The organism is Pseudomonas sp. MF7453, from assembly GCF_016405455.1.
Classification (GTDB): domain Bacteria; phylum Pseudomonadota; class Gammaproteobacteria; order Pseudomonadales; family Pseudomonadaceae; genus Aquipseudomonas; species Aquipseudomonas paralactis.
The window spans coordinates 230,602-253,389 of record NZ_JAEKCN010000007.1 but is presented as its reverse complement, the minus strand read 5'-3'; the positions used below and the strand labels follow the sequence as shown (position 1 = coordinate 253,389).

25 protein-coding genes are annotated in these 22,788 nt (G+C 61.1%); 10 read left to right on the top strand and 15 right to left on the bottom strand.

The window, feature by feature from the left end:
- Positions 1-145 precede the first annotated feature (145 nt).
- The 4 genes from coaD to JFT63_RS13505 form a co-directional block, all read right to left on the bottom strand.
- Positions 146-625: a pantetheine-phosphate adenylyltransferase gene (gene coaD / locus JFT63_RS13520; RefSeq protein ID WP_003195136.1), complete on the bottom strand. Its 480-nt coding sequence runs from the start codon at positions 623-625 to the stop codon at positions 146-148.
- A gap of 103 nt (positions 626-728) precedes the next feature.
- Positions 729-2,324, bottom strand: a complete 1,596-nt coding sequence (locus tag JFT63_RS13515) for a GMC family oxidoreductase (RefSeq protein WP_198844141.1) — start codon at positions 2,322-2,324, stop codon at positions 729-731.
- Between the two features lie 36 nt (positions 2,325-2,360).
- Positions 2,361-2,906 (bottom strand): twin-arginine translocation pathway signal protein, encoded by a 546-nt coding sequence (locus tag JFT63_RS13510; protein ID WP_186561594.1) that lies wholly within the window; start codon positions 2,904-2,906, stop codon positions 2,361-2,363.
- 29 nt (positions 2,907-2,935) lie between these two features.
- A complete protein-coding gene (locus JFT63_RS13505) occupies positions 2,936-4,363 on the bottom strand; it encodes a coniferyl aldehyde dehydrogenase (protein ID WP_198844140.1) in 1,428 nt (475 codons plus the stop codon).
- 146 nt (positions 4,364-4,509) lie between these two features.
- Here JFT63_RS13505 and JFT63_RS13500 point away from each other — a divergent pair, with 146 nt between their 5' ends.
- Together JFT63_RS13500 and JFT63_RS13495 are read left to right on the top strand one after the other, a co-directional pair.
- On the top strand, positions 4,510-5,181 hold the full coding sequence (locus tag JFT63_RS13500; RefSeq protein ID WP_005792294.1) for a TetR/AcrR family transcriptional regulator: 672 nt from the start codon (positions 4,510-4,512) through the stop codon (positions 5,179-5,181).
- Positions 5,182-5,214: 33 nt separating this feature from the next.
- Positions 5,215-6,069 (top strand): sulfurtransferase, encoded by an 855-nt coding sequence (locus tag JFT63_RS13495; protein WP_198844139.1) that lies wholly within the window; start codon positions 5,215-5,217, stop codon positions 6,067-6,069.
- Positions 6,070-6,185: 116 nt separating this feature from the next.
- Here JFT63_RS13495 and JFT63_RS13490 read toward each other — a convergent pair whose 3' ends face one another.
- From JFT63_RS13490 to JFT63_RS13475, 4 genes are all read right to left on the bottom strand, one after another.
- Complete coding sequence (locus tag JFT63_RS13490) at positions 6,186-7,184, bottom strand: hydrolase (protein ID WP_198706605.1); 999 nt, start codon at positions 7,182-7,184, stop codon at positions 6,186-6,188.
- 112 nt (positions 7,185-7,296) lie between these two features.
- Positions 7,297-7,902: a 16S rRNA (guanine(966)-N(2))-methyltransferase RsmD gene (rsmD, locus tag JFT63_RS13485; RefSeq protein ID WP_057702105.1), complete on the bottom strand. Its 606-nt coding sequence runs from the start codon at positions 7,900-7,902 to the stop codon at positions 7,297-7,299.
- Complete coding sequence (locus JFT63_RS13480; protein ID WP_198844138.1) at positions 7,902-9,386, bottom strand: M16 family metallopeptidase; 1,485 nt, start codon at positions 9,384-9,386, stop codon at positions 7,902-7,904. Before JFT63_RS13480 ends, rsmD begins: the two co-directional genes overlap by 1 nt.
- Positions 9,379-10,734, bottom strand: coding sequence for a M16 family metallopeptidase (locus JFT63_RS13475; RefSeq protein ID WP_198844137.1), 1,356 nt, complete (start codon positions 10,732-10,734; stop codon positions 9,379-9,381). Before JFT63_RS13475 ends, JFT63_RS13480 begins: the two co-directional genes overlap by 8 nt.
- A 232-nt stretch (positions 10,735-10,966) precedes the next feature.
- Here JFT63_RS13475 and ftsY point away from each other — a divergent pair, with 232 nt between their 5' ends.
- The 4 genes from ftsY to rpoH all read left to right on the top strand — a co-directional run bounded on the left by ftsY (position 10,967) and on the right by rpoH (position 15,057).
- On the top strand, positions 10,967-12,385 hold the full coding sequence (gene ftsY / locus JFT63_RS13470) for a signal recognition particle-docking protein FtsY (RefSeq protein ID WP_186561584.1): 1,419 nt from the start codon (positions 10,967-10,969) through the stop codon (positions 12,383-12,385).
- Positions 12,382-13,053, top strand: a complete 672-nt coding sequence (gene ftsE / locus JFT63_RS13465) for a cell division ATP-binding protein FtsE (RefSeq protein WP_003213784.1) — start codon at positions 12,382-12,384, stop codon at positions 13,051-13,053. The genes ftsY and ftsE overlap by 4 nt, the downstream gene beginning before the upstream one ends.
- Positions 13,050-14,072, top strand: a complete 1,023-nt coding sequence (ftsX, locus tag JFT63_RS13460; protein ID WP_057702109.1) for a permease-like cell division protein FtsX — start codon at positions 13,050-13,052, stop codon at positions 14,070-14,072. The genes ftsE and ftsX overlap by 4 nt, the downstream gene beginning before the upstream one ends.
- Before the next feature lie 130 nt (positions 14,073-14,202).
- Entirely contained in the window at positions 14,203-15,057 is an 855-nt protein-coding gene (gene rpoH / locus JFT63_RS13455; protein WP_003176698.1) for an RNA polymerase sigma factor RpoH, read from the top strand.
- 188 nt (positions 15,058-15,245) lie between these two features.
- Here the strand turns inward: rpoH and mtgA are convergent, their stop codons facing one another.
- Positions 15,246-15,968, bottom strand: coding sequence for a monofunctional biosynthetic peptidoglycan transglycosylase (gene mtgA, locus JFT63_RS13450; RefSeq protein WP_198844136.1), 723 nt, complete (start codon positions 15,966-15,968; stop codon positions 15,246-15,248).
- A gap of 74 nt (positions 15,969-16,042) precedes the next feature.
- On the opposite strand from mtgA, the gene JFT63_RS13445 reads away from it, so the two are divergent.
- The 4 genes from JFT63_RS13445 (at position 16,043) to trmB (ending at position 18,281) form a co-directional block, all read left to right on the top strand.
- Complete coding sequence (locus JFT63_RS13445) at positions 16,043-16,417, top strand: DUF423 domain-containing protein (protein ID WP_057702111.1); 375 nt, start codon at positions 16,043-16,045, stop codon at positions 16,415-16,417.
- 79 nt (positions 16,418-16,496) lie between these two features.
- Positions 16,497-16,697 (top strand): sulfur carrier protein ThiS, encoded by a 201-nt coding sequence (gene thiS, locus JFT63_RS13440; protein WP_032878918.1) that lies wholly within the window; start codon positions 16,497-16,499, stop codon positions 16,695-16,697.
- Between the two features lie 54 nt (positions 16,698-16,751).
- A complete protein-coding gene (locus JFT63_RS13435) occupies positions 16,752-17,546 on the top strand; it encodes a thiazole synthase (protein WP_198844135.1) in 795 nt (264 codons plus the stop codon).
- Positions 17,547-17,555: 9 nt separating this feature from the next.
- A complete protein-coding gene (gene trmB / locus JFT63_RS13430; protein WP_186561578.1) occupies positions 17,556-18,281 on the top strand; it encodes a tRNA (guanosine(46)-N7)-methyltransferase TrmB in 726 nt (241 codons plus the stop codon).
- 138 nt (positions 18,282-18,419) lie between these two features.
- Here the strand turns inward: trmB and JFT63_RS13425 are convergent, their stop codons facing one another.
- The 6 genes from JFT63_RS13425 to metX are packed head-to-tail and all read right to left on the bottom strand — an operon-like array spanning position 18,420 to position 22,779.
- The gene (locus tag JFT63_RS13425; protein WP_005792278.1) at positions 18,420-18,743 is read right to left on the bottom strand and encodes a DUF3392 domain-containing protein; all 324 of its coding nucleotides are present in this window, start codon (positions 18,741-18,743) and stop codon (positions 18,420-18,422) included.
- 19 nt (positions 18,744-18,762) lie between these two features.
- On the bottom strand, positions 18,763-19,965 hold the full coding sequence (gene hemW / locus JFT63_RS13420) for a radical SAM family heme chaperone HemW (protein ID WP_057702114.1): 1,203 nt from the start codon (positions 19,963-19,965) through the stop codon (positions 18,763-18,765).
- Positions 19,962-20,558: an RdgB/HAM1 family non-canonical purine NTP pyrophosphatase gene (gene rdgB, locus JFT63_RS13415; RefSeq protein ID WP_005792276.1), complete on the bottom strand. Its 597-nt coding sequence runs from the start codon at positions 20,556-20,558 to the stop codon at positions 19,962-19,964. The genes hemW and rdgB overlap by 4 nt, the downstream gene beginning before the upstream one ends.
- The gene (locus JFT63_RS13410) at positions 20,555-20,989 is read right to left on the bottom strand and encodes a DUF4426 domain-containing protein (protein ID WP_005792275.1); all 435 of its coding nucleotides are present in this window, start codon (positions 20,987-20,989) and stop codon (positions 20,555-20,557) included. Before JFT63_RS13410 ends, rdgB begins: the two co-directional genes overlap by 4 nt.
- Positions 20,990-21,010: 21 nt before the next feature.
- Positions 21,011-21,631 carry a methionine biosynthesis protein MetW gene (gene metW, locus JFT63_RS13405; protein WP_005792273.1) on the bottom strand — a complete coding sequence of 207 codons (621 nt, stop codon included), beginning with the start codon at positions 21,629-21,631 and terminating at the stop codon, positions 21,011-21,013.
- Positions 21,628-22,779, bottom strand: a complete 1,152-nt coding sequence (gene metX / locus JFT63_RS13400) for a homoserine O-succinyltransferase MetX (protein ID WP_057702115.1) — start codon at positions 22,777-22,779, stop codon at positions 21,628-21,630. Before metX ends, metW begins: the two co-directional genes overlap by 4 nt.
- Between the last annotated feature and the right edge of the window lie 9 nt (positions 22,780-22,788).

The following is a 22,788-nucleotide window of genomic DNA, read 5'->3' as shown; positions in this document are numbered from 1 at the left end:
CACTCTGCCAAGGCATCTGAAAACTAATGCGCGCAATTGTGCCGCATTGACGCCCGCAGTGCGAGCCTGTCTCTGTGGTGAGGGATGAAAGGATTGGGACTGCTGCGCAGTCCGGCGGGAGCAAGCTCCCTCGCCACAATGAGTCTTACTTCTTGAAGCGCAATGTCAGTGCGTCTGCTACGGCTGGATGCACGAACTTGGTGATATCTCCGCCCAAAGCGGCAATTTCACGGACCAACGTCGAAGAAATGAACGAATAACGCTCCGACGGCGTGAGGAACAGGCTTTCCACGTCCGGCGCCAATTGGCGGTTCATGTTGGCCAGCTGGAATTCGTATTCAAAATCCGACACCGCACGCAGGCCGCGCAGGAATACATTGGCGTTCTGCTCCTTGGCGAAATGCGCCAGCAATGTCGAAAAGCCCACTACTTCCACATTCGGCAGGTGCTTGGTGACCTCTTGCGCCAGCTCCACGCGCTGTTCCAGGGGAAACAGCGGGTTTTTCTTGGGGCTGGCCGCGACCGCGATGATCACATGGTCGAACAGGCGAGAGGCGCGTTCGACCAGATCGCCATGGCCTTTGGTAATCGGGTCGAAGGTACCTGGGTACAACACTCGGTTCATCGCGTCGTCCTGGCGGAGTCCGTTGGGGAACCGGATGGTATCGCAGCCATCCCGGTCGGCCAAGTCGACTTATGTAGATAAATGCCGTGAATCGAACGGTTTTTCACGCTGTTTTCAGACGTTCGGCCAAGGCTGACGCCAGTTGGGCACTCAATCCATACACCGACAATTGGGGATTTGCCCCGATGCTGGTAGGAAACAGGGAGCCGTCATGAATCGACAGGTTACGCAGTTGGTGGTGGCGACCGAGGCTATCGGTTACCGCGTTTTTCGGATCCTCGCCCATGGCGCAACCGCCCATCACATGGGCACTGCCCAGTGTTGTGCGGTGCAATTCTAGGCTCAAACCGTCAATCACGCTGCGCGCTTCGGCCAGGCTGTTCACGTACTGTGCGTCGTGATGCAAAGGCTTGACTGATTTGGCCCCGGCCGCGAACTGAATCTCGGCCATGCTGTGGAAGGCCCGGCGCAGGCCGTCCCAGGCGTAGGGCGAAACTTGATAATCGAGCACGGGGGTGCCATCACCGCGTAATTCCACATGGCCGCCCGGACTGTCGGGGTGGAAGCCGTCGCGCAGCAGGGCGAGCATGGCGTGGGTGTGAGGCAATTGGCTCATGTCTAGTGCGTTCTGCGCGCCATAGCCGCCGAACAAGGTGCTGGCCAATCCTGGATGCAAGGGTGGCGCTTCTAGCTTGTAGGACATTTTGCCGGTCGCGCCGTCCTGCCATTGGAAGTGGTCGGAGTAAATCGACTGCGGAGCCCCGTAGAACGGGTTGATCACCTCGTCGAACAACCCCGCAGAGAAGTTGACCAGATGCAGGAAGGTCCGCTTGCCCAGCCGCGAATGCGGGTCGGGCGCGTCCGAGCGCATCAGCAGGGCCGGGCTATTGATGCCTCCGCCCGACAGCACGTAATGCCTGGCTTTTACGGTGATCTTGCGCCCGGTCGGTGCCACGCAGCGCGCGTCCATGGCCACGCATTCCAGGCTGCTGATGGTGTCGCCGCTGTATTTGAGCTGCTCGGCGCGGGCCAGGTACAGCAGCTCGCCGCCTTTTTCCAGGGTGGACGGGATGGTGGTCACCAGCATCGACTGCTTGGCGTTCACCGGGCAGCCCATGCCGCAATAACCCAGGTTGAAGCAGCCACGCACATTGCGCGGGATCACATGCCAGCTGTAGCCGAGCTTTTCGCAGCCTTTGCGGATCACATCATTGTTGGCATTCGGCGGCAGCGCCCAGGGAGCGATGCCCAGGCGCTGTTCCATTTTTTCGAACCAGGGCGCCATCTCGGCGCTGCTGTGGCCCTTCACCGCGTACTCGCCGGCCCAGTGGGCGAGGGTGGCGTCGGGTGTACGAAAACTGGAAGTCCAGTTGATCAAGGTGGTGCCGCCCACCGCCCGACCTTGCAGGATGGTGATAGCGCCGTCCTTGCTCATGCGCCCGATGCCTTCTTGATAGAGGCTGGCGTAGGCTTCGTCTTCGAGCAGCTTGAAGTCACTGCTGGTCTTGAGTGGGCCCTCTTCGATCAACAACACCTTATAGCCGGCCGCGCTGAGGATTTCGGCGGTGGTGCCGCCGCCGGCACCGCTGCCGATGATGGCCACATCGGCTTCCAGGGTCAGGTCGTTGTCGAGGGCGGCGCCATTGTGGGTTTTCCAGCCACGGGCCAGGCCATCGCGGAACAGATCGGGTACGGGCATCAGGGTCGTCTCTGTTTTTATTGTGAGGGATGCGAATCAGATCTTCGGCGGCCCGGGATAGCCGCAATGGGCCCAGGAGGCGGGCCGGAAATACCAGGCCATGATCACCAGCTTGAGCAACGAGCCCTGGCCCATGCGCAGCAGGTTCAGGTAGCTGTTTTCCCAGCGGTGCAGAAAGTTGCGGATCTGCTCGCTGCCGGCATTTTCCCAACTGCCCCAGATACCCGTCAGTGGGCCGCGGGTGATGCCCATGCCGAGCACGTCGAATAACTGCTGGGTGAGCTTGAACATCTCCGGCGACAAGTGCTGCAGGCTGTAGTCGAGTTTTTTCAGGGTGTCTTCAATGCCCGCAGCCACTGCCTCGGCGCTGGCCGCGCCTTCAAGCAGCACCGGGATCACCGCGCGCAAAAACGGTAAATCGCTGGCGCGCAACATCGCGAAGCCACTGGCCGGCGTGCTGCTGGAGCAACCGCTGAGGCTGGCGCCAAGCCCGGCGGTAGCCAGAAAAGCGCTGGCGCACAGGCCGATTTTCAAGACGCCGCGCCGCGACAGTGCGGGTGAATCGTTCAGGCTGGGGCTCATTGTTTTTATAGTCCTGAAGGTGACGGTTATCAGCGGATAAACAACTTCTGGATCAATTTCTGAATAGATTTGCCATAAGGCGGGTAGATCAACCTCGCCGCGTTCAGGCGCTGTTTGACCAGCACGCCCTTGGCCTTGCTGAACGTCAGGAAACCTTCATGGCCGTGGTAATGGCCCATGCCCGACGGGCCGATACCGCCGAACGGCATGTCGTCCTGGGCCACGTGCAGCAAGGTGTCGTTCAGGCACACGCCGCCGGAATGGGTCTCATGGAGCACCCGTTCTTGCTCGCTCTTGTTGTAGCCGAAGTAATACAGGGCCAGTGGGCGTGGGCGCTGGTTGATGTAGGCAAAGGCTTGGTCAAGGCCGCGATACGGCACGATGGGCAAGAGCGGGCCGAAGATTTCGTCCTGCATGACCGTCATGTCGTCGCTGACATTCAGCAGCAGGCTGTGGGCCATACGTCGCGCCTGGCCTTGCTCGTACAGGGGGATTAAGGTGGCGCCTTTGTCGGTGGCGTCCTTGGCGTAGGCATTGAGTCGGGCCAGTTGCCGCTCGTTGATGATGGCGGTGTAGTCCGGGTTGCCAGCCAATGTCGGATAAAACCCACGCACGGCCTTGGAATACGCCTCGACAAACCCTTCGACACGGTCTTCCGGTACCAGCACATAGTCTGGCGCCACACAGGTTTGCCCGGCATTCAGGGTTTTGCCGAAAGCGATACGTTCGGCGGCGTCCTTGAGCGGTACATCGGCCGAGACGATGGCGGGCGACTTGCCGCCCAACTCCAGGGTGACCGGCGTGAGGTTCTCGGCTGCCGCACGCATCACGTGTTTGCCAATGCTGGTGGCACCGGTAAACAGCAGATGATCAAAGCGTAACCCGGAAAACGCCACGCCCACGTCGGCTTCGCCCAGCACTACGCACACCAAGTCCTCGGGGAAGATCCTGGCCAGCAGCGCCTTGAGCAGCTCGCCGGTGGCCGGTGTGGATTCGCTGAGCTTGAGCATCACCCGGTTACCAGCGGCCAACGCGCCCACCAGTGGGCCGATGGCCAGGTACAGCGGGTAGTTCCACGGCACGATCACGCCAACGACACCCAACGGTTGGTAAATGACTTTGGCCGAGGCGGGCTGGAAGGCAATGCCTACAGCGCGACGGGAGGGTTTCATCCAGCCCTTGAGGTGTTTGCCAGCATAGTGAATGCCATGCAGGCTGGGCATCAGTTCGGCGAACAGGGTTTCGTCTGCGCTGCGATGGCTGAAGTCCTGGCTGATCGCAGTGATCAATGCCTGGCGTTCGTCGCTGAGCACATCGCGCAGGGCCTTGAGCCATTGCTGGCGTTGCGCGGCCGGTGGCATCGGGTTGGCGGCGTAGGCACGACGTTGGGCTTCGAACAGATCCTGGAGGTGATCCAGGGGCTGCGTATCTTGCAGGTAGGCAACGTTGGCAGACATGGCGCGGTTCCCGATTGTTATAGGTCTGCGTGGATTTTTAGAGTCATTGCTCTAAATTGTCAAATAACATTGCAGTAACATCCGGATTTAACCTGGCCGGGATAGGCCGTAAGATGCCCCATCCCGTGTTTGGAAGCTGATCCCCTATGGCACCACGAGTAAAGACCAGCGAGCGCATTGTGCAAACCAGCCTGGAGCTTTTTAACCAGCAGGGCGAGCGCAGTGTCAGCACCAACCATATCGCCGCCCATATGGAAATTTCCCCGGGCAACCTGTACTACCACTTCCCCAACAAGCAGGCGATCATCGCCGTGCTGTTTCGCGAATACGAAGCCCTGGTAGACAGTTTTTTGCGCCCGCCCCAAGGGCGCACGATGGTGGTGGAGGACAAGCGCTTTTATCTGCAGGCCGTACTGGCGGGCATGTGGCGTTATCGTTTTCTGCACCGCGACCTTGAACATTTGCTCGAAAGCGACCCGGAACTGGCCACTGGCTATCGGCGGTTTTCCCAGCGTTGCCTGATCCAGGGCGGCGCCATTTACCAGGGGTTTGTCGATGCCGGCATTCTGAATATGGACCCGGTGCAAACCGAAGCCCTGACCCTCAATGCCTGGATCATCCTTACCTCCTGGGTGCGGTTTCTTTGCACCACCAACGAAAAGTCCACCCACCTGAGCGCCGAGGCGATCAAGCGCGGGGTGTACCAGGTGCTGGTATTGGAGGCAGGGTTTGTCACGCCGCAGGCCAAAGAGGCGGTGGACGCCTTGTTCAAAGAGTTTTACGTGCCGTTGAATCAGGCACTGGAAGAAGTGAAGTAAGACCTTTCCCCTTTGTATTCACAGGAGTCAGTCATGCCGCTTGCCCAACTGATCAGCCCCCAGCAATTGGCCGAGCGCCAGAAGTCGGCAGGGCTGGTGATCCTGGATTGCCGCTTTGCCCTGGAAGACCCGGACTACGGCCTGTGCAGCTACGCTGAAGGGCATATCGAGGGCGCGCAATACGCCGATCTGGAGCGCCATCTGAGCGGCCCGGTGACCAAGGGCGTAACCGGCCGCCATCCTTTGCCTGCGGCGGACACCTTCGCCCAACAACTGCGAACCTGGGGCATCAGCGCCAACACCGATGTGGTGCTGTATGACGACGGCCCTGGTGCCTACGCCGCCCGTGCCTGGTGGTTGCTGGCCTGGCTGGGCAAGCGTGATGGCGTGTTTATTCTGGATGGTGGCCTCAAGGCCTGGCACAGCGCTGGTTTCCCCTTGAGCCTGGATGCTCCAGTGATTGAGCCGGGCACCTTCAGCGGTACGCCGGATCATCGGCTGGTGCTGGATGCCGAGCACTTGCAAAAACGCCTGGGCCAGCCCGGTCTGACCTTGATCGACGCTCGCGCGCAGCCGCGTTTTCGTGGCGAAGTAGAGCCCATCGACCCGATTGCCGGACATATCCCTGGCGCGCAGTGGGCGGCGTTCAGTGAAAACCTGGGCAGTGATGGTCGTTTCTTACCGGCTGATCAGCTCAAGCAACGCTTTGCCGCGCAGTTGCAAGGGCGCTCGCCGCAGGAGTTGGTGGCGTATTGCGGGTCTGGGGTGACGGCCTGCCATAACCTGTTTGCGTTGAGCCTGGCGGGGTATCCGTTGGGCAAGTTGTATGCGGGGTCGTGGAGTGAGTGGATTACGGATCCGGCGCGGGAAATTGCGAAGGGCGACTAAACGATAGGTGTGAGCACTTCATGAAAGTGTGGGAGCTGGCTTGCCTGCGATAGCGGAGTGTCAGCCACCTCAACATTGGCTGGCCCACCGCTATCGCAGGCAAGCCAGCTCCCACACTATTGACCGTATTGGGTCTGGAGCCACTGCGGGATCCGGCGCTCCAGGTAGTAACCAGGGCGCTTCAGCGAACCCTCCACAAACCCCACATGCCCGCCCTTGGCCAGCAACTCGAACTCGGTGCAGGCCGACAGCTCACTGGCGTCAGGCAAGCTGTGCGCAAACACAAACGGATCATCAGCCGCCTGGATAATCAGCGTCGGCGTGCGGATACCGCCCAGGTAATAGCGACTGGAGGCGCGGCGATAGTAATCCTCGGCACTCAAGAAACCGTGCAGCGGCGCGGTTACCCGCCCGTCGAAGTCCCAGAACGTGCGCATCTTTTCCAGAGAGCCAAGGGCCTCCAGGGTTTTGAGCCCATCCTCACGACCGTCCTGCAGGAATTGGCGTTGCTTGACGCGGATATACGCCAGCATCTCGCGCATGAAGTGCTTCTGATACACCCGCGAGAACCCCAGCCCAATGCGATCCGCGCATTGATCCAGGCGAAACGGCACCGACACCGCCGCTGCGCCTTGCAGCCCCGAAGCCTCGCCGGTTTCCCCCAAGTGTTTGAGCAATACATTGCCACCCAGGGAATAACCCACCGCATACAAAGGTGCCAATGGTCGCTTGGCGCGCAGATGAGTAATCGCCGCCGCCAGATCTTCACTGGCACCGGAGTGATAACTGCGAGCCAGCAGGTTGGGTTCGCCGGAGCAACCACGCCAGTTCAGCGCTGCACTGGCCCAGCCTTGGGCCGCGAGGACTTTTTGCAGGCCGGCCACATAGGGCGAATTGGACGAGCCGGTCAGCCCATGCAACACCAGCACCAAAGGCGCTTGCACGTCATGGGGCCCGTGCCAGTCGAGGTCGAGAAAATCGCCGTCGTCCAGCCACAGGCGCTCGCGTTGGCGTTCGATGTGGGTCGTCGGACGCCACAGCGGCCCCCACAGTGTCTGCAAGTGGGGGTTGCCGAGGCCGAAGGCGGGTTTGAAGCGGTCTGTCGATGGAATCATGAATTTCCCGCTGCCATGTAGGAGCGAGCTTGCTCGCGAAAAACGTTAACGATAACGCAGCGCTATCAGACAGCCCGTGTCGCCTGTTCGACCTTCGCGTGCAAGCGTGCTCCTACAGGGAGCGATGCCACAGCGCGTAATACACCCGCCCGGACTTCTGCTCCCGGTGCAGGCGCCAGCTGCCCGGCAGGCCGAGCGTGGACGGCGCGGTCTCGCTTTCAGTGTAGATCCAGGCATCGGGCGCCAGCCATTGGCGTTCTTCGAGCAAGGCACACACAGTCGGCAACAGGTTCTGGTTGAACGGCGGGTCGAGGAACACTACGTCGTATTCAGTGGCCGCCTGGGTTTCCAGGTAGCGCAGCGCGTCGGCCGTCTGCACCTGGCCGGTGGTGCAACGCAACGTGCCCAGGTGCTCCTTGAGGCTGGACACCGCCACATTGCTGGCGTCCAGCGCCTGGCCCTGGGCCGCGCCACGGGACAGCGCCTCCAGGAACAGCGCGCCACTGCCCGCAAACGGGTCCAGCACCTTGGCTCCGCCGATGTAAGGCGCAAGCCAGTTGAACAGGGTTTCACGCACGCGATCGGGCGTCGGGCGCAGGCCCACGACGTCGGGGAAGCTCAGCTTGCGGCTGCCCCATTCACCGCCAATGATGCGCAGTTGGCCCACACCGTTATGCACGTTGTGGACAGGTTTTTTCGGGCGAGATGAACTGGCCATTAATGCTCCGGAACCCCGAGCGGCTGCTCGGCAGGTTTATCAGTGGGGGGCGGTAGTGGCTTTTGCGCAATCGTCGGGCCGGCGGTCACGATGACCATCTTGTCGGCGCTCAAGTGTTTGTTCATTGCAGCCTTGACCTGCTCTACGGTCAGGGCCTGGGATTGTTTCATGAAATCTTCCAGATAGCTCAGCGGCAGGTTGTAAAAACCCATGGCGCCCAGCTGCCCGACGATATCGGCGTTGCTGGCGGTGGACAGCGGGAAGCTGCCGGCCAGTTCGCGCTTGGCGTCGTCCAGTTCTTTTTGTGTTGGGCCGTTCTTGAGGTAATCAGCCAGTACATCCTCAACCAGGCGCAGGGTGCCGCCGCTCATTTCGGCGCGGGTCTGCAGGTTGATCATGAACGGGCCGCGCACCTGCATCGGCGAGAAGCCGGAGTACACGCCGTAGGTCAGGCCGCGTTTTTCACGCACCTCGCTCATCAAGCGGGTGCCGAAGCCTCCGCCGCCAAGGATCTGGTTGCCCAGGGACAGTGCTGCGTAGTCCGGGTCGGCGCGGTCGATGCCCAATTGCGCAAACAGCAGGTGGGTTTGCTTGGACGGAAACTCGATACGGCTCAGGCCGGCTTTTGGCTCGGTCGGTTGAGCGATCTTGGCCATGGCCGGGCCTTTGGGCAGCGATGCCGACACTTTGGCCGTCATGGCCTCGGCTTCTGCACGGGTCAGGTCGCCGACGACCGCAATCACCGCATTGCCCGCCGCATAAGCTTTGGCATGGAACGCCTGCAGTTGTGCCAGGGTAATCTTCGGCACGCTTTCTGGGGTGCCTTCGCTCGGATGCGCGTAAGGATGGTCGCCGTACAGACGCTTGAACAGCTCGATGCTCGCCAGTTTGCCGGGGTTCTGTTTCTGGTACTCGAAACCGGCCAGGATCTGGTTTTTGATCCGCGCCAGGGAATCCGCCGGGAACGTCGGCTGGCCAATCACCTGGTCGAACAGGGCCAGGGCGGCGGTACGCTTATCGTTGTCGCTCAGGCTGCGCAGGGTGACCAGCGCCATGTCGCGGTAGGCACCATTGCCGAAGTCGGCGCCCAGGCCCTCAAAGCCACTGGCGATCTGGCTGACATCCTTGCCCGGCACGCCTTCGTTGAGCATGGCGTTGGTCATCAGTGCCAGGCCTGGCGTGTCGCCATCCTGGCTGCTGCCGGCGGCGAACAGGATGCGCATGTCGAACATCGGCAGTTCATGGGCTTCGACAAACAGCACCTTGGCGCCTTCGGCGGTGGTCCAGGTCTGCACATCGAGCTTGCGGTTGGTCGGCGCCTTGCCGTCCAGTTCCGTCAGCGATTGCAGGGTGCTGGCCGATTGGGCCTTTTCCAGGGCCGGGCTGGCAACCGACTCGCTCGGGCGCAGGAAATACACGGCGCTGGCTGCCATCAGGGTGACTGCGATCAGGCCGGGCAGGATCATGCTTTTACGATTACTCATGAGCGGTCTCCTCAGGCAAAACATGGGCGACGCTCAGACGTTCGCGGGTGAAGTAGGTGCGCGCGGCTTTCTGGATATCTTCCGGCGTCACGCTTTGCAGGTCGGCCAGTTCGGTGTCCATCAGTTTCCAGGACAGGCCGACGGTTTCCAGGGAGCCGATGGCCGTGGCCTGGCTGGTGATGGAATCGCGCTGGTACACCAGGCCGGCAATGACCTGGGCACGGATGCGCTCCAATTCTTCGGCAGTGGGTGGTTTGGCCTTCAGCTCATCAAGCAGGCGCCACAGGCCGGCTTCGGCTTGGGCGATGGTTTTTTTCTTCTGCTGATTGGGTGTGGCCGAGAGCATGAACAGCGTATCGCCACGGGTATAAGCGTCATAGTTGGTGGACGCGGCGGATACCAGCTCCTCGCCACGCTCCAGCTGCTCGGAGATACGTGCACTGTAGCCGCCGTCCAGCAGGGCCGAGATCAAGCGCAGGGCTTGCACCGAGCGCTTGTCTTCGGCAGTGGCCAGGCCGGGTACGTTGAAGCCCAGGAACACGCTCGGCAGTTGGGTCTGCACCCGCAGGGTCAGCAGGCGCTCGCCGGGTTCGGCCAGCTCCAGTGGGATCTTCGCCGGTGGCACATCACGCTTGGGGATCGGGCCGAAGTAACGCTGGGCCAGGCTTTTCACCTCGTCCGGGGTCACATCGCCGACCACCACCAGGGTGGCGTTGTTCGGCACATACCAGGATTGGTACCAGTGGCGCAGTTCCTCGACCTTCATGCGCTCAAGGTCAGCCATCCAGCCGATGGTCGGCGTGTGGTAGCCGCTGGCGGGGAAGGCCATGGCCTTGAAGCGCTCGTAGGCCTTGGACATCGGGTTGTCGTCGGTGCGCAGGCGGCGTTCTTCCTTGATCACCTCGATCTCGCGGCTGAACTCGTCGGCCGGCAGGCGCAGGCTGGCCATGCGGTCGGCTTCCAGCTCAAAGGCCACGCCCAGGCGGTCGCGGGCCAGTACCTGGTAATACGCGGTGTAGTCATCGCTGGTGAACGCGTTTTCTTCGGCGCCCAGGTCACGCAGGATCAGCGAGGCTTCGCCGGGGCCGACCTTGGCGCTGCCTTTGAACATCATGTGTTCAAGGGCGTGGGACAAACCGGTCTGGCCCGGGGTTTCGTAGCTTGAACCCACCTTGTACCAGACCTGGGAAACCACCACTGGCGCGCGATGATCTTCGCGCACGACGACCTTCAGGCCGTTGTCCAGGGTGAACTCGTGAGTGGGTTGGGGATCGGCAGCCAAGGCTGAAAGAGGCAGACAAACTGTGCTGAACAGCAGGCCTGCGGCGCGGCGGGCTAGAGCATTCATTCGTTTTTAAACCTGTTGGGCTGCCCGCTTGGTCTTAGCGTCGGCGGGCGAGGAGGTGCTAGGATACTGGTCCGACTTAAGGACGGCCACTGCGGCTGTCTTGTTGAGGCTCTATTTAGGCCTTACAAAATGTTGCGCATGAACGAGCTGGCTAAAAAACAGTCTGTTACGCATCGAATTTTATTTACCGAAGCGCCCCCTGGCGCGTCGCTACCTTGAGATAGCCGTCTCCATGTTTGGTTCCAACGACGACAAGAAGACCCCAGCTGCGGCTGGCGAGAAGAAAGGCCTGTTCGGATGGCTGCGCAAAAAGCCGCAGGAAACCGTCGTCGAACAGCCGCAGGTTCAAGCTGAACCTATCCCTGAACCTGTAGTAGAAGCCGAGCCGGTTGCCGAGACCCCGGCGCCGGTGGTGTTGCCCATCGCGGAGCCGGTATTGCAGCCGGTGGTCGAGGCAGAACCCGAGCCTGAGCCTGAGCCAGAGCCTGAGCACAAGCCCTGGCTGGAACTGCCGGTAGCCGAAGAGCCGGTGGCACTGGTTGAAGATGTACAGGCTGAACACGTGACGCCGCCCATTCCTGTGGCGCCACCGGTCGAGGTGGTTGTCCAGACGCCACCTGCGGTGCAAACCCCGGTTGAAGCTCCTGCTGTCGTTGCCGCGCCTGCGGTCATCCAAGAGCCTGCCGTGCCCGCTGTACCTGTCGCGCCTGCCGAAACCAGTAAAACCGGCTTCTTCGCCCGCCTCAAGCAGGGCCTGAGCAAGACCAGCGCCAGCATCGGCGAAGGCATGGCCAGCCTGTTTCTGGGCAAGAAGGTCATTGACGACGAACTGCTGGAAGACATCGAAACCCGCTTGCTCACCGCCGATGTGGGTGTCGAAGCCACCGCGGTGATCATCCAGAGCCTGACCCAAAAGGTCGCGCGCAAGCAACTGACCGACGCCGATGCGTTGTACAAATCCTTGCAGGCCGAACTGGCTGCAATGCTCAAACCCGTGGAAGCGCCGCTGGTGATCACTCCGAACAAGCCGTTCGTGATCCTGGTGGTCGGCGTCAACGGCGCGGGCAAAACCACCACGATCGGCAAGCTGGCCAAGAAGCTGCAAGGCGAGGGCAAGAAAGTCATGCTCGCTGCCGGTGACACCTTCCGTGCCGCCGCCGTCGAGCAGTTGCAGGTATGGGGCGAGCGCAACAAGATCCCGGTGATCGCCCAGCACACCGGCGCCGACTCGGCTTCGGTGATCTTCGATGCCGTGCAGGCCGCCAAGGCCCGTAACATCGACGTGCTGATCGCCGACACCGCCGGTCGCCTGCACACCAAAGACAACCTGATGGAAGAGCTGAAGAAAGTCCGCCGTGTGATCAGCAAGCTCGACGCCGACGCGCCGCACGAAGTCTTGCTGGTCCTCGACGCCGGTACTGGCCAGAACGCCATCAGCCAGGCCAAGCAATTCAACCAGACGGTGCAGCTGACCGGCCTGGCATTGACTAAGCTCGACGGCACGGCCAAGGGCGGTGTGATTTTCGCCCTGGCCAAACAGTTCGGGTTGCCGATTCGCTATATCGGTGTCGGTGAAGGCATCGACGACCTGCGCACTTTTGAAGCCGAACCCTTTGTACAGGCACTGTTTGCCGAGCGGGAGCGTTCATGATTCGATTCGAACAGGTCGGTAAACGCTATGCCAACGGGCATGTGGGCCTTCATGAGCTGAGCTTTCGCGTGCGTCGCGGCGAGTTTTTGTTTGTCACCGGCCACTCGGGCGCTGGCAAAAGCACGCTGTTGCGCCTGTTGCTGGCCATGGAACGCCCGACCACCGGCAAGTTGCTGCTGGCGGGCCAGGACCTGGCTACCATCAGCAATGCGCAAATTCCGTTTCTGCGCCGCCAGATCGGCGTAGTGTTCCAGAACCACCAGTTGCTGTTCGATCGCACGGTGTTCAACAACATCGCGCTGCCGCTGCAGATTCTCGGGCTGTCCAAAGCCGAAATCGTCAAGCGCGTGGATTCGGCGCTGGAGCGCGTGGCGTTGTCGGACAAGACCGATCTTTACCCGGGGGATCTGTCCACCGGTCAGCAACAGCGCGTCGGTATTGCCCGCGCCATCGTGCACCGCCCGGCCTTGCTGCTGGCGGACGAACCCACCGGTAACCTCGACCCGCGTCTGGCGGCCGAGATCATGGGGGTGTTCGAAGACATCAACCGCCTGGGTACCAGCGTATTGATCGCCAGCCACGACCTGGCCCTGATCGCCCGTATGCGCCATCGCATGTTGACCCTGCAGCGCGGCCGCCTGATCGGTGATGGGGAGGCTGGTGTATGAGTGCTACCCGTAGCCCAAAAGTATCCGAACGCGTGGCACCCAAGCCTGCCGATCCGCAACCGCCGAAGAAAAAACGCGACGAAGACGACGGCCCGGACTTCGGCACCCTGCTGCACGCCTGGATCGAAAGTCATCGCGCCAGCCTGCTGGACAGCCTGCGTCGCCTGGGCAAGCAGCCGATCGGCAGCTTTTTCACCTGCCTGGTCATGGCCGTGGCCTTGAGCCTGCCGATGGGCTTGTCGCTGTTGCTTAATAATGTGGAGCGCCTGGGCGGTTCCTGGCAGCGGGCGGCGCAGATTTCGCTGTACCTGAACCTGGACACCAGCAGCAAGGAAGGCGAAGCGCTGCGTGACGACATCAAGAACATCCCGGGGGTAGCCGAGGCCGAGTACATCAGCCGCGACCAGGCCCTCGAAGAGTTCCAGCAGCAATCCGGCCTGGGTGAGGCGCTCAAGGAGCTGCCGCAGAACCCGCTGCCGGGCGTGGTGCTGGTAACGCCGAACGAAGTCGACAAGCCAGCGCTGGAGGCCCTGCGACAAAAACTCGCAGAGATGCCGAAGGTGCAACAGGCCCAACTTGATCTAGTCTGGGTAGAGCGCCTGGCCGCAATCCTCAAGCTGGGTGACCGCTTTGTGTTCGGCCTGACGGTGTTATTAGTGTCTGCATTACTTTTGGTGATAGGTAATACCATTCGTCTTCATATTGAAAACCGTCGCACCGAGATAGAAGTGATTAAACTGGTGGGCGGCACAGACAGCTATGTGCGTCGGCCTTTCCTGTACATGGGCGCGCTGTATGGCCTGGGTGCCGGGGTGTTGTCCTGGGGCGTACTGGCGTTTGGCCTGAATTGGCTGAACGACGCGGTTGTCGGGCTGGCCGGTTTGTATGGCAGTGACTTTGCCCTGGCCGGTGTGCCGGTAGCCGATGGTCTGAGTCTCTTGCTTGGCGCGGTCTTGTTGGGGTATATCGGTGCCTGGATTGCGGTGGCACGGCATTTACGTGAGCTGGCGCCGAAGTAGTTAATGCCAGATTAATGTGGTTTCGTTTGTATTGACCGTATCAGCGGTTTAGGGAACTTGTCCTACGGTTCCCAGGTCAATTTTCGCAGTGCTGAACTGCACGAGTTATGTGAGTCGGAGGTTTTTTCGTATGACCACTTCTTTGCAACCTGCTTATGCCTTGGTCCCGGGTGCGAACCTGGAGGCCTATGTGCACACGGTCAACAGCATTCCATTGCTGACGCCCGAGCAGGAGCGTGAACTGGCCGAGAGTCTCTACTATGAGCAGGATTTGGGGGCGGCTCGGCAGATGGTGCTCGCCCACCTGCGTTTTGTCGTACATATCGCCCGTAGCTATAGCGGCTACGGTTTGGCCCAGGCTGACCTGATTCAGGAAGGCAATGTTGGCCTGATGAAGGCAGTGAAGCGTTTCAACCCTGAAATGGGTGTGCGCCTGGTGTCGTTTGCCGTGCACTGGATCAAGGCGGAAATTCACGAGTTCATCCTGCGCAACTGGCGCATCGTGAAAGTCGCGACCACCAAGGCTCAGCGCAAGCTGTTCTTCAACCTGCGCAGCCAGAAAAAACGCCTGGCGTGGCTGAACAACGAGGAAGTCCACCGCGTGGCCGAAAGCCTCGGCGTAGAGCCGCGTGAAGTGCGCGAGATGGAAAGCCGCCTGACCGGCCATGACATGGCCTTCGACCCAGCCGCCGAAGCGGATGACGACAGCGCTTTCCAATCGCCGGCCAATTACCTGGAAGACCACCGGTACGACCCGGCGCGTCAACTGGAAGACGCCGACTGGAGCGACAACTCCAACCACAACCTGCACGAAGCGCTGGAAGTGCTGGACGACCGCAGCCGTGACATTCTCTACCAGCGTTGGCTGGCAGAAGAAAAAGCCACGCTGCACGACCTGGCGCAGAAGTACAACGTGTCGGCCGAGCGGATTCGTCAGCTTGAGAAAAGCGCAATGAACAAGCTGAAGTTGTCGATCGCCGCTTAAAACGCAGCGAACAAAAAATGCCCCGGTCGAAAGATCGGGGCATTTTTGTATGTGTTCGAAAAGTCTCAAGCCCAACTCGGTTTAATGTGGGAGCTGGCTTGCCTGCGATGAGGCTGTGTCAGCTGAAGCATGGGTTACTGACCCACCGCTATCGCAGGCAAGCCAGCACACACAGGTCCCATATTGTGTCAGTCGGACCAGGGTGCCTTTCGAGAGTTGTTCAGCTCCATCAGGTAAGCATCCCCGCCCAACTGACTCATCTGCTGGCGAATCCATGCCGCCCTGCGTGCCACATAGGCGGTCGGATGGCTGGCACTCCACACCCGTGGATTAGGCAACACCGCCGCCAGGTAACTGGCCTGCTGCCGCGAAAGCCCCTTGGCGCTCACGCCAAAGTGGTGTCGCGCCGCCGCCTCTGCGCCGAACACGCCCTCATCCCATTCCACGCTGTTGAGGTACACCTCAAGAATCCTTTGCTTGGGCCACAGCACCTCGATCAACCCGGTAAACCACGCTTCCAGGCCCTTGCGCAAATAGCTGCGGCCGGCCCACAGGAACAGGTTTTTCGACACTTGCTGGCTCAGGGTGCTGGCACCGCGAATCGAGCCGCCGCGTTCGTTGTGCAGAATCGCCGCCTGGATCGCGCCGAAATCAAAACCCCAATGTTGTGGGAAGCGCTGGTCTTCACCGGCCATCACCGCCACTTTCAGGTCATCGGATATTTCATCCCATGGCACCCAGCTGCGTTGCAGGTCGATAGGCTCACCGTCGACCCAGGACTCGACCTTGCGCTCCACCATCAGCGCAGTGAACGGTGGCGGCACCACACGAAACAGCAGCACCAGCAACACACTGCCGATGGCAAACCATTTCACGACGTTGAGAAAGCGTTTGAAGAGGACACGCAGCATAGAGATGGCTTGGCCGAACCCGTTGAGCGGGCCATTATACAGACCCTGCCCGATGAGTCTGACTGGAGTTCCCCATGCTGCGTAGCTTTCTGATGCTGGCTGCCTTTTTCGGCTTTACCGGCGTTGCGCTGGGCGCTTTCGCCGCCCACGGCCTGAAAAACCGCCTGAGTTCCGACTACCTGGCGATCTTCCATACCGGTGTGACCTATCAGTTGGTGCATGCCCTGGCGCTGTTCGGCGTGGCCTTGCTGGCGGCGCATATTCCCGGCCGGCTGGTCACTTGGGCGGGTATTTCGTTTACCGTCGGTATCCTGCTGTTCTCGGGCAGCCTGTATGTGCTGACGATGACCGGCATCAGTAAACTGGGGATCATCACGCCGTTTGGCGGGCTGGCGTTCCTGCTCGGCTGGTTCTTCCTGGGCCTGGCGGCGTGGCGTTTGCAGCTTTGACCGCCTGACGCTTGGAGCTGACCTTCAGGTTCCAATCGCGCTAGAATGCGGGCCCCTAAAAACGATGGCGGCCCGTGGCATGCGCATTCAGTTGAACGGCGAACCCTTTGAACTGCCCGACGGTGAAACCGTCGCGGCCCTGTTGACCCGCCTGGACTTGACCGGGCGTCGCGTCGCAGTGGAACTCAACCTGGATATCGTCCCGCGTAGCCAGCACGCCGAGACCTCGCTGAAAGAAAACGACCAGGTCGAAGTGGTCCACGCCATCGGTGGCGGCTAGCCTGCCACGGCCGCAACGCATTCTGCAGAACCTCATCCAACCAGAGGATTTCCCATGAGCATCGTTCGTAGCGACAAGCCTTTCGTCCTGGCCGGTCGTAGCTACCAGTCCCGTCTGCTGGTCGGCACCGGCAAATACCGCGACATGGAAGAAACCCGCCTGGCCATCGAAGCCTCGGGTGCCGAGATCGTCACCTTCGCCGTACGCCGCACCAACCTCGGCCAGATCGAGGGCGAGCCGAACCTGCTCGAAGTGCTGTCGCCGCAGCGTTACACCTTCCTGCCGAACACCGCTGGCTGCTACGACGCCATCGAAGCCGTGCGCACCTGCCGCCTGGCCCGTGAGCTGCTCGACGGCCACAACCTGGTGAAGCTGGAAGTGCTGGCCGACCAGAAAACCCTGTTCCCCAATGTGATCGAAACCCTCAAGGCCGCCGAAACCCTGGTCAAGGAAGGCTTCGATGTGATGGTCTACACCAGCGATGACCCGATCATTGCCCGCCAGCTGGCAGAAATCGGCTGCATCGCGGTGATGCCACTGGCCGGCCTGATCGGTTCAGGCCTGGGCATCTGCAACCCGTACAACCTGCAAATCATCCTCGAAGAAGCCAAAATCCCCGTGCTGGTGGACGCAGGCGTAGGCACAGCCTCCGACGCAACCATCGCCATGGAGCTGGGTTGCGACGCAGTGTTGATGAACTCGGCCATCGCCCATGCCCAGCAGCCGGTCATGATGGCCCAAGCCATGAACCACGCCATCGTCGCGGGCCGCCTGGCCTACCTCGCCGGGCGGATGCCGAAAAAACTCTATGCCAGCGCCTCTTCGCCGCTGGATGGTCTGATCAAGTAAGAGCTATTGATGACTGAATCAAACGAAACACCGAACACTGTGCAAGACGGCGACGAGTCCAAGCACCGCCGCATCAAGAGCTTTGTGATGCGCGCCGGCCGTATGACCGAAGGCCAGCAAAAGGGCCTGGAACAAGGTACACCGCTGTTTGTGTTGCCGCTGGCCGACGCGCCGGTGGATTACGACCAGGTGTTCGGTCGTTCGGCCCCGCGTTCGCTGGAAATCGGTTTCGGCATGGGCCATTCGCTGCTGGAGATGGCCGCTGCCGCGCCGGAGCAGGATTTCATCGGTGTGGAAGTTCACCGTCCAGGTGTCGGTGCATTACTCAATGGCGTGCTGACCCAAGGCCTGACCAACCTGCGAGTCTACGACTGCGACGCGATTGAAGTGCTCAACCGCTGTATCGCCGACAACAGCCTCGACCGCCTGATGCTGTTCTTCCCCGACCCATGGCACAAGGCTCGTCACCACAAGCGCCGCATCGTCCAGGCGTCCTTCGCCGAACTGGTGCGCAGCAAGCTGAAAGTGGGCGGCATCCTGCACATGGCCACCGACTGGGAACCCTACGCGGAATACATGCTGGAAGTGATGAACGTCGCCCCCGGCTACCGCAACCTGGCCGAAGACGGCAAATGCGTGCCACGCCCGGCCGAGCGGCCGATCACCAAGTTCGAACGCCGTGGTGAGCGGTTGGGGCATGGGGTGTGGGATTTGAAGTTTGAGAAGCTGGCTTAAACAGTCATCCGCTTGAAACGCAATCGAATGTGGGAGCTGGCTTGCCTGCGATAGGATCACCTCGGTATCACTGATACACCGAGGTGTCTGTATCGCAGGCAAGCCAGCTCCCACATGTGTTTTGTAGTGCCTGCTGGGTCAGCGGCGGTCTGCTACCACGCCAATCAACACCAGCACCACGATCAACACCGGCGCCAGGCTGTAGTTATTGAACTGGCTCAACCCGCGCACAATCCACGGCGTCGCATAGATCAACGCCGCGCCGCTGCCGATCAGGCACAGCAGGGCCATCAAGGGCACGCGCAAGGCGCCGGCAATGTTGCCCAGGCGTGCTTCCACCCAGCCTTTGATATCGGCGCCGAACAGCACAAGCAAACAACCCACCAGGGCCAGGGAGATTTCCGACAGGTTGCTACGGCTCCAGCGGGATACGGTGGCGAGCAGGTCGAGTACCAGATCCATTCGATTTCCTTAAAAAGCGTCAGCTCAAAAACGTCTGCAACAGGTCATTGAGAAAGAGTTGCCCGCGGTCGGTTGCCGCCAGGCGTGACGGTTCGACCTGCATTAGGCCACTTTGTTCTGCCTCGCGGCGGCCTTCGTCGAGGCTGGCCAGGTCAAGGCCGGTGCGTTCGGCGTAGAGCCTGGCGTCGACGCCCTCGGTCAGGCGCAAAGCGTTCATCAGGAACTCGAACGGCAGTTCATCGTTGGTCAGTTCTTTCGCGCCGGCCTGGAAGCTCTTGGCCGGGTTGAGGTAGTCCTTCGGTGCACGGGTTTTCCAGGTGCGCACGATGCGCCCGTCCGGGTGGCTGAGCTTGCCGTGGGCGCCGGCGCCGATGCCGATAAAGTCGCCAAAGCTCCAGTAATTCAGGTTATGCCGTGCCGGTCGCCCTGGTTGGGCGTAAGCCGACACTTCATATTGGGCGTAACCGTGTTCGGCGAGCAGCGCCTGGCCGGCTTCCTGGATATCCCACAGGGTGTCGTCTTCGGGCAGCGTCGGCGGCTGATTCCAGAAGACGGTGTTGGGCTCCAGGGTCAGTTGGTACCAGGACAGGTGCGTCGGTTTGAGCGCAATGGCCTGGCGCAAGTCGCCCAGGGCGTCGTCGAGGGACTGGTTGGGCAGGCCGTGCATCAAGTCCAGGTTGAAGTTATCGAACCCGGCCTGGCGCGCCATGCCGGCGGCACGTACGGCTTCGTCACCATTGTGGATGCGGCCCAGGGCCTGGAGCTTTTCTTGCTGAAAGCTCTGGATGCCGATGGACAGGCGGTTGATCCCCAGCTTGCGGTACGCCACGAACTTCTCTTGTTCGAAAGTCCCCGGGTTGGCTTCCAGAGTGATCTCGATATCGCTGGCAAACGGGATGCGTGCTTGCACACCCTCAAGCAGGCGGCCCAACGCAACGGCGCTGAACAGGCTCGGCGTACCGCCACCGAAGAAGATCGAGCTCAACTCGCGGCCGTAGACTGCGTGCAGGTCCTGATCGAGATCGGCCAGCAGGGCGTCTACGTACTCTTCTTCCGGCAGTACTTTACTGGCGGTGTGGGAGTTGAAGTCGCAATAAGGGCATTTGCGTACGCACCACGGGATGTGGATGTACAGCGCCAGAGGCGGCAACACAGGCAAGGCCGCCCGAGGTGTTTGCGCGCCGCCGTGGATCAGCGGCTGCGCAGAGGTGTTCTGGGTCATTTCAAGCCCAGACGCTGGCGCAGCAACGCCATGGCGCGGGCACGGTGGCTGATCTGGTTTTTGTCGGCCGGGCTCAGCTCGGCGCTGGAGACATTGCGCTCCGGCACCCAGAACAGCGGGTCATAACCAAAGCCATGTTCACCGCTGGCCGCGTGCAGGATGCGCCCGTGCCACAAGCCCTCGCACAGGATCGGCAGCGGGTCGTCGGCATGGCGCACCAGGGCCAGCACGCAGACGAACTGTGCGCCGCGCTCGGCGTCGGGCACATCCTTCAGAGCGTCCAGCAGCTTGGCGTTATTGGCGGCGTCGCCCTTGCCGTCGGCGTAACGCGCCGAATAAATGCCGGGCGCACCGCCGAGAAAGTCCACCGCCAGGCCCGAGTCATCCGCCAGGGCCGGCAGGCCGGAGATGCGTGCCGCGTTGCGCGCCTTGAGGATGGCGTTTTCAACGAACGACAGGCCGGTTTCTTCCGGTTCGACCTGGCTGAACTCGCCAATCGAACGCAGTTGCACGGACTCACCGAGCATGGCCTGCAGTTCTTTGAGTTTGCCGGCGTTATGGCTGGCCAGTACGAGTTGAGTAAGGTTCATCATTCGGCCGGGAACAGTTCTTGGTTGAATTGGAAACCATGGGCCTTGCCACCGGTTTCAACGTTGATGGTAAACGTCTTGTATTCACGCTGGGTCACCGAGTAGGGCGCCAGATAGCTGATGCCGCCTTTCTCTTCGATTTGCTTGAAGGTCAGGATCTCGCTCTTGCCGCCCAGGTCCTTGATGGTGCCCGTCACTTGGGCCGCGACCGGGGCCACGCCCTTGATCACGGTCACATTGATCAGGCCCTTCTCCTTGCTGCGCACCACGCCAACATTCTGTGCGGTCTCCGGTGGCAGGAAGCTGGAGGTGAAGGTGTTGTAATGAACGGTGATATCGCCGAAGTCTTTTTTGCGATTAGCGTCGATAGTGTCGGCGGCCATGGCGCTGGCGCCCAGGCATGCGGTCAATAGAAAAATAGCCAAACGACTCATGAACGTCCCTCTTGAAGATGATTAGACGGCAACTTTGTGGTCGGTCAGGCCAGGGCTGCTGACCCGGTAAATACCGATTTCGCCCAACAGATTGGGCCATAGCTTACTCGCCCAGCCGTGGCGGTGCTGTTGATCGACGGCAAGTCGGTTGATGACCTTGGCTTCACGCTCGCCACACAGCGCCTCGAAGTCTTCGAAGGTGCAGAAGTGGATGTTGGGCGTGTTGTACCACGTGTACGGCAGGAAATCCGAGACCGGCATACGGCCCTTGGTGGCCAGGTACCAGCGGCAGCGCCAGTGGCCGAAATTGGGAAACGTGATGATGCATTGGCGGCCGACCCGCAGCATTTCGTCGAGGATGCGATCCGGGTAGTGCACCGCTTGCAGGGCCTGGGTCATCACTACGATATCGAAGCTGTTACTGGCAAAGTTGCCCAGGCCCTTGTCCAGGTCCTGCTCGATCACGTTGATGCCCTTGGCCACGCACTGGGCGATGTTGTCCGGGTCGTTCTCCAGGCCGTAGCCGGTGACTTGCTTGTTGTCGCGCAGCCAGCTCAGCAATTCGCCATCGCCGCAGCCCAGGTCGAGCACGCGGCTGCCGGCGGGGATCCAGTCTTGGATGATTTCCAGGTCGGCTCTCATGGCGTTCTCACAAGCGAAATACGGTTCATGTAGTTACTGAACGCCTGCAGGTAGCGTGGGATCGGAATCAGGAAGGCGTCGTGGCCTTGCGGTGCATCGATCTCCAGGTAGCAGACGTCTTTCTTGGCGGCCATCAGGGCATCCACCAGCTCACGGGAGCGGGCCGGTGAGAAGCGCCAGTCGGTGGTGAATGACATCACGCAGAACTTGGCCGTGGCGTGCTCGAAGGTTTTTGCCAGGTCGTCGTCATGGTTGGCCGCCGGGTCGAAGTAGTCCAGGGCCTTGGTCATCAACAGGTAGGTGTTGGCATCAAAACGCCCGGAGAATTCTTCACCCTGATAGCGCAGGTAGCTTTCCACCTGGAATTCGACGCTATGGAAGTCATAGTTGAGCTTTTCGCTCTTGAGGCCACGACCGAATTTCTCACCCATTGAGTCATCGGACAGGTAGGTGATATGCCCGACCATCCGCGCCAGCATCAGGCCACGCTTGGGGATCACGCCCGCTTCCTGGAACGAACCGCCGTGGAATTCGGGGTCAGTGAGGATGGCCTGGCGCGCCACTTCGTTAAAGGCAATGTTTTGCGCCGACAGCTTGGGCGCCGAGGCGATAGCCAGGCAGTGGCGCACACGGTCCGGGTAGGTGATGGTCCATTGCAGCGCCTGCATACCGCCCAGGCTGCCGCCAATCACGGCGGCCCACTGTTGGATGCCCAGCAGGTCGGCCAGGCGTGCCTGGCTGTGCACCCAGTCTTCTACGGTCAATACCGGGAAGTCGGCGCCGAACGGCTTGCCGGTGTCCGGGTTGAGGCTGCTGGGGCCGGTGGAGCCGTTGCAGCCGCCGAGGTTGTTCAGGCTGACCACAAAGAACTTGTTGGTGTCGATGGGCTTGCCGGGGCCGATGCAGCTGTCCCACCAGCCGGGCTTGCGCTCGTCAATGCTGTGGAAGCCTGCGGCGTGATGATGGCCGGACAGGGCGTGGCAGATCAGCACGGCGTTGCTCGCCGTGGCGTTCAGTTGGCCATAGGTTTCGTAGATCAGGTCGTAGGCGGGCAGCGAGCGACCGCAGGCCAGGGCCAGCGGCTCGCTGAAGTGCGCCACTTGAGGCACGACCAGTCCAACAGAATCGGGGGGGAAGGCAGCTGACATCGACCCTGC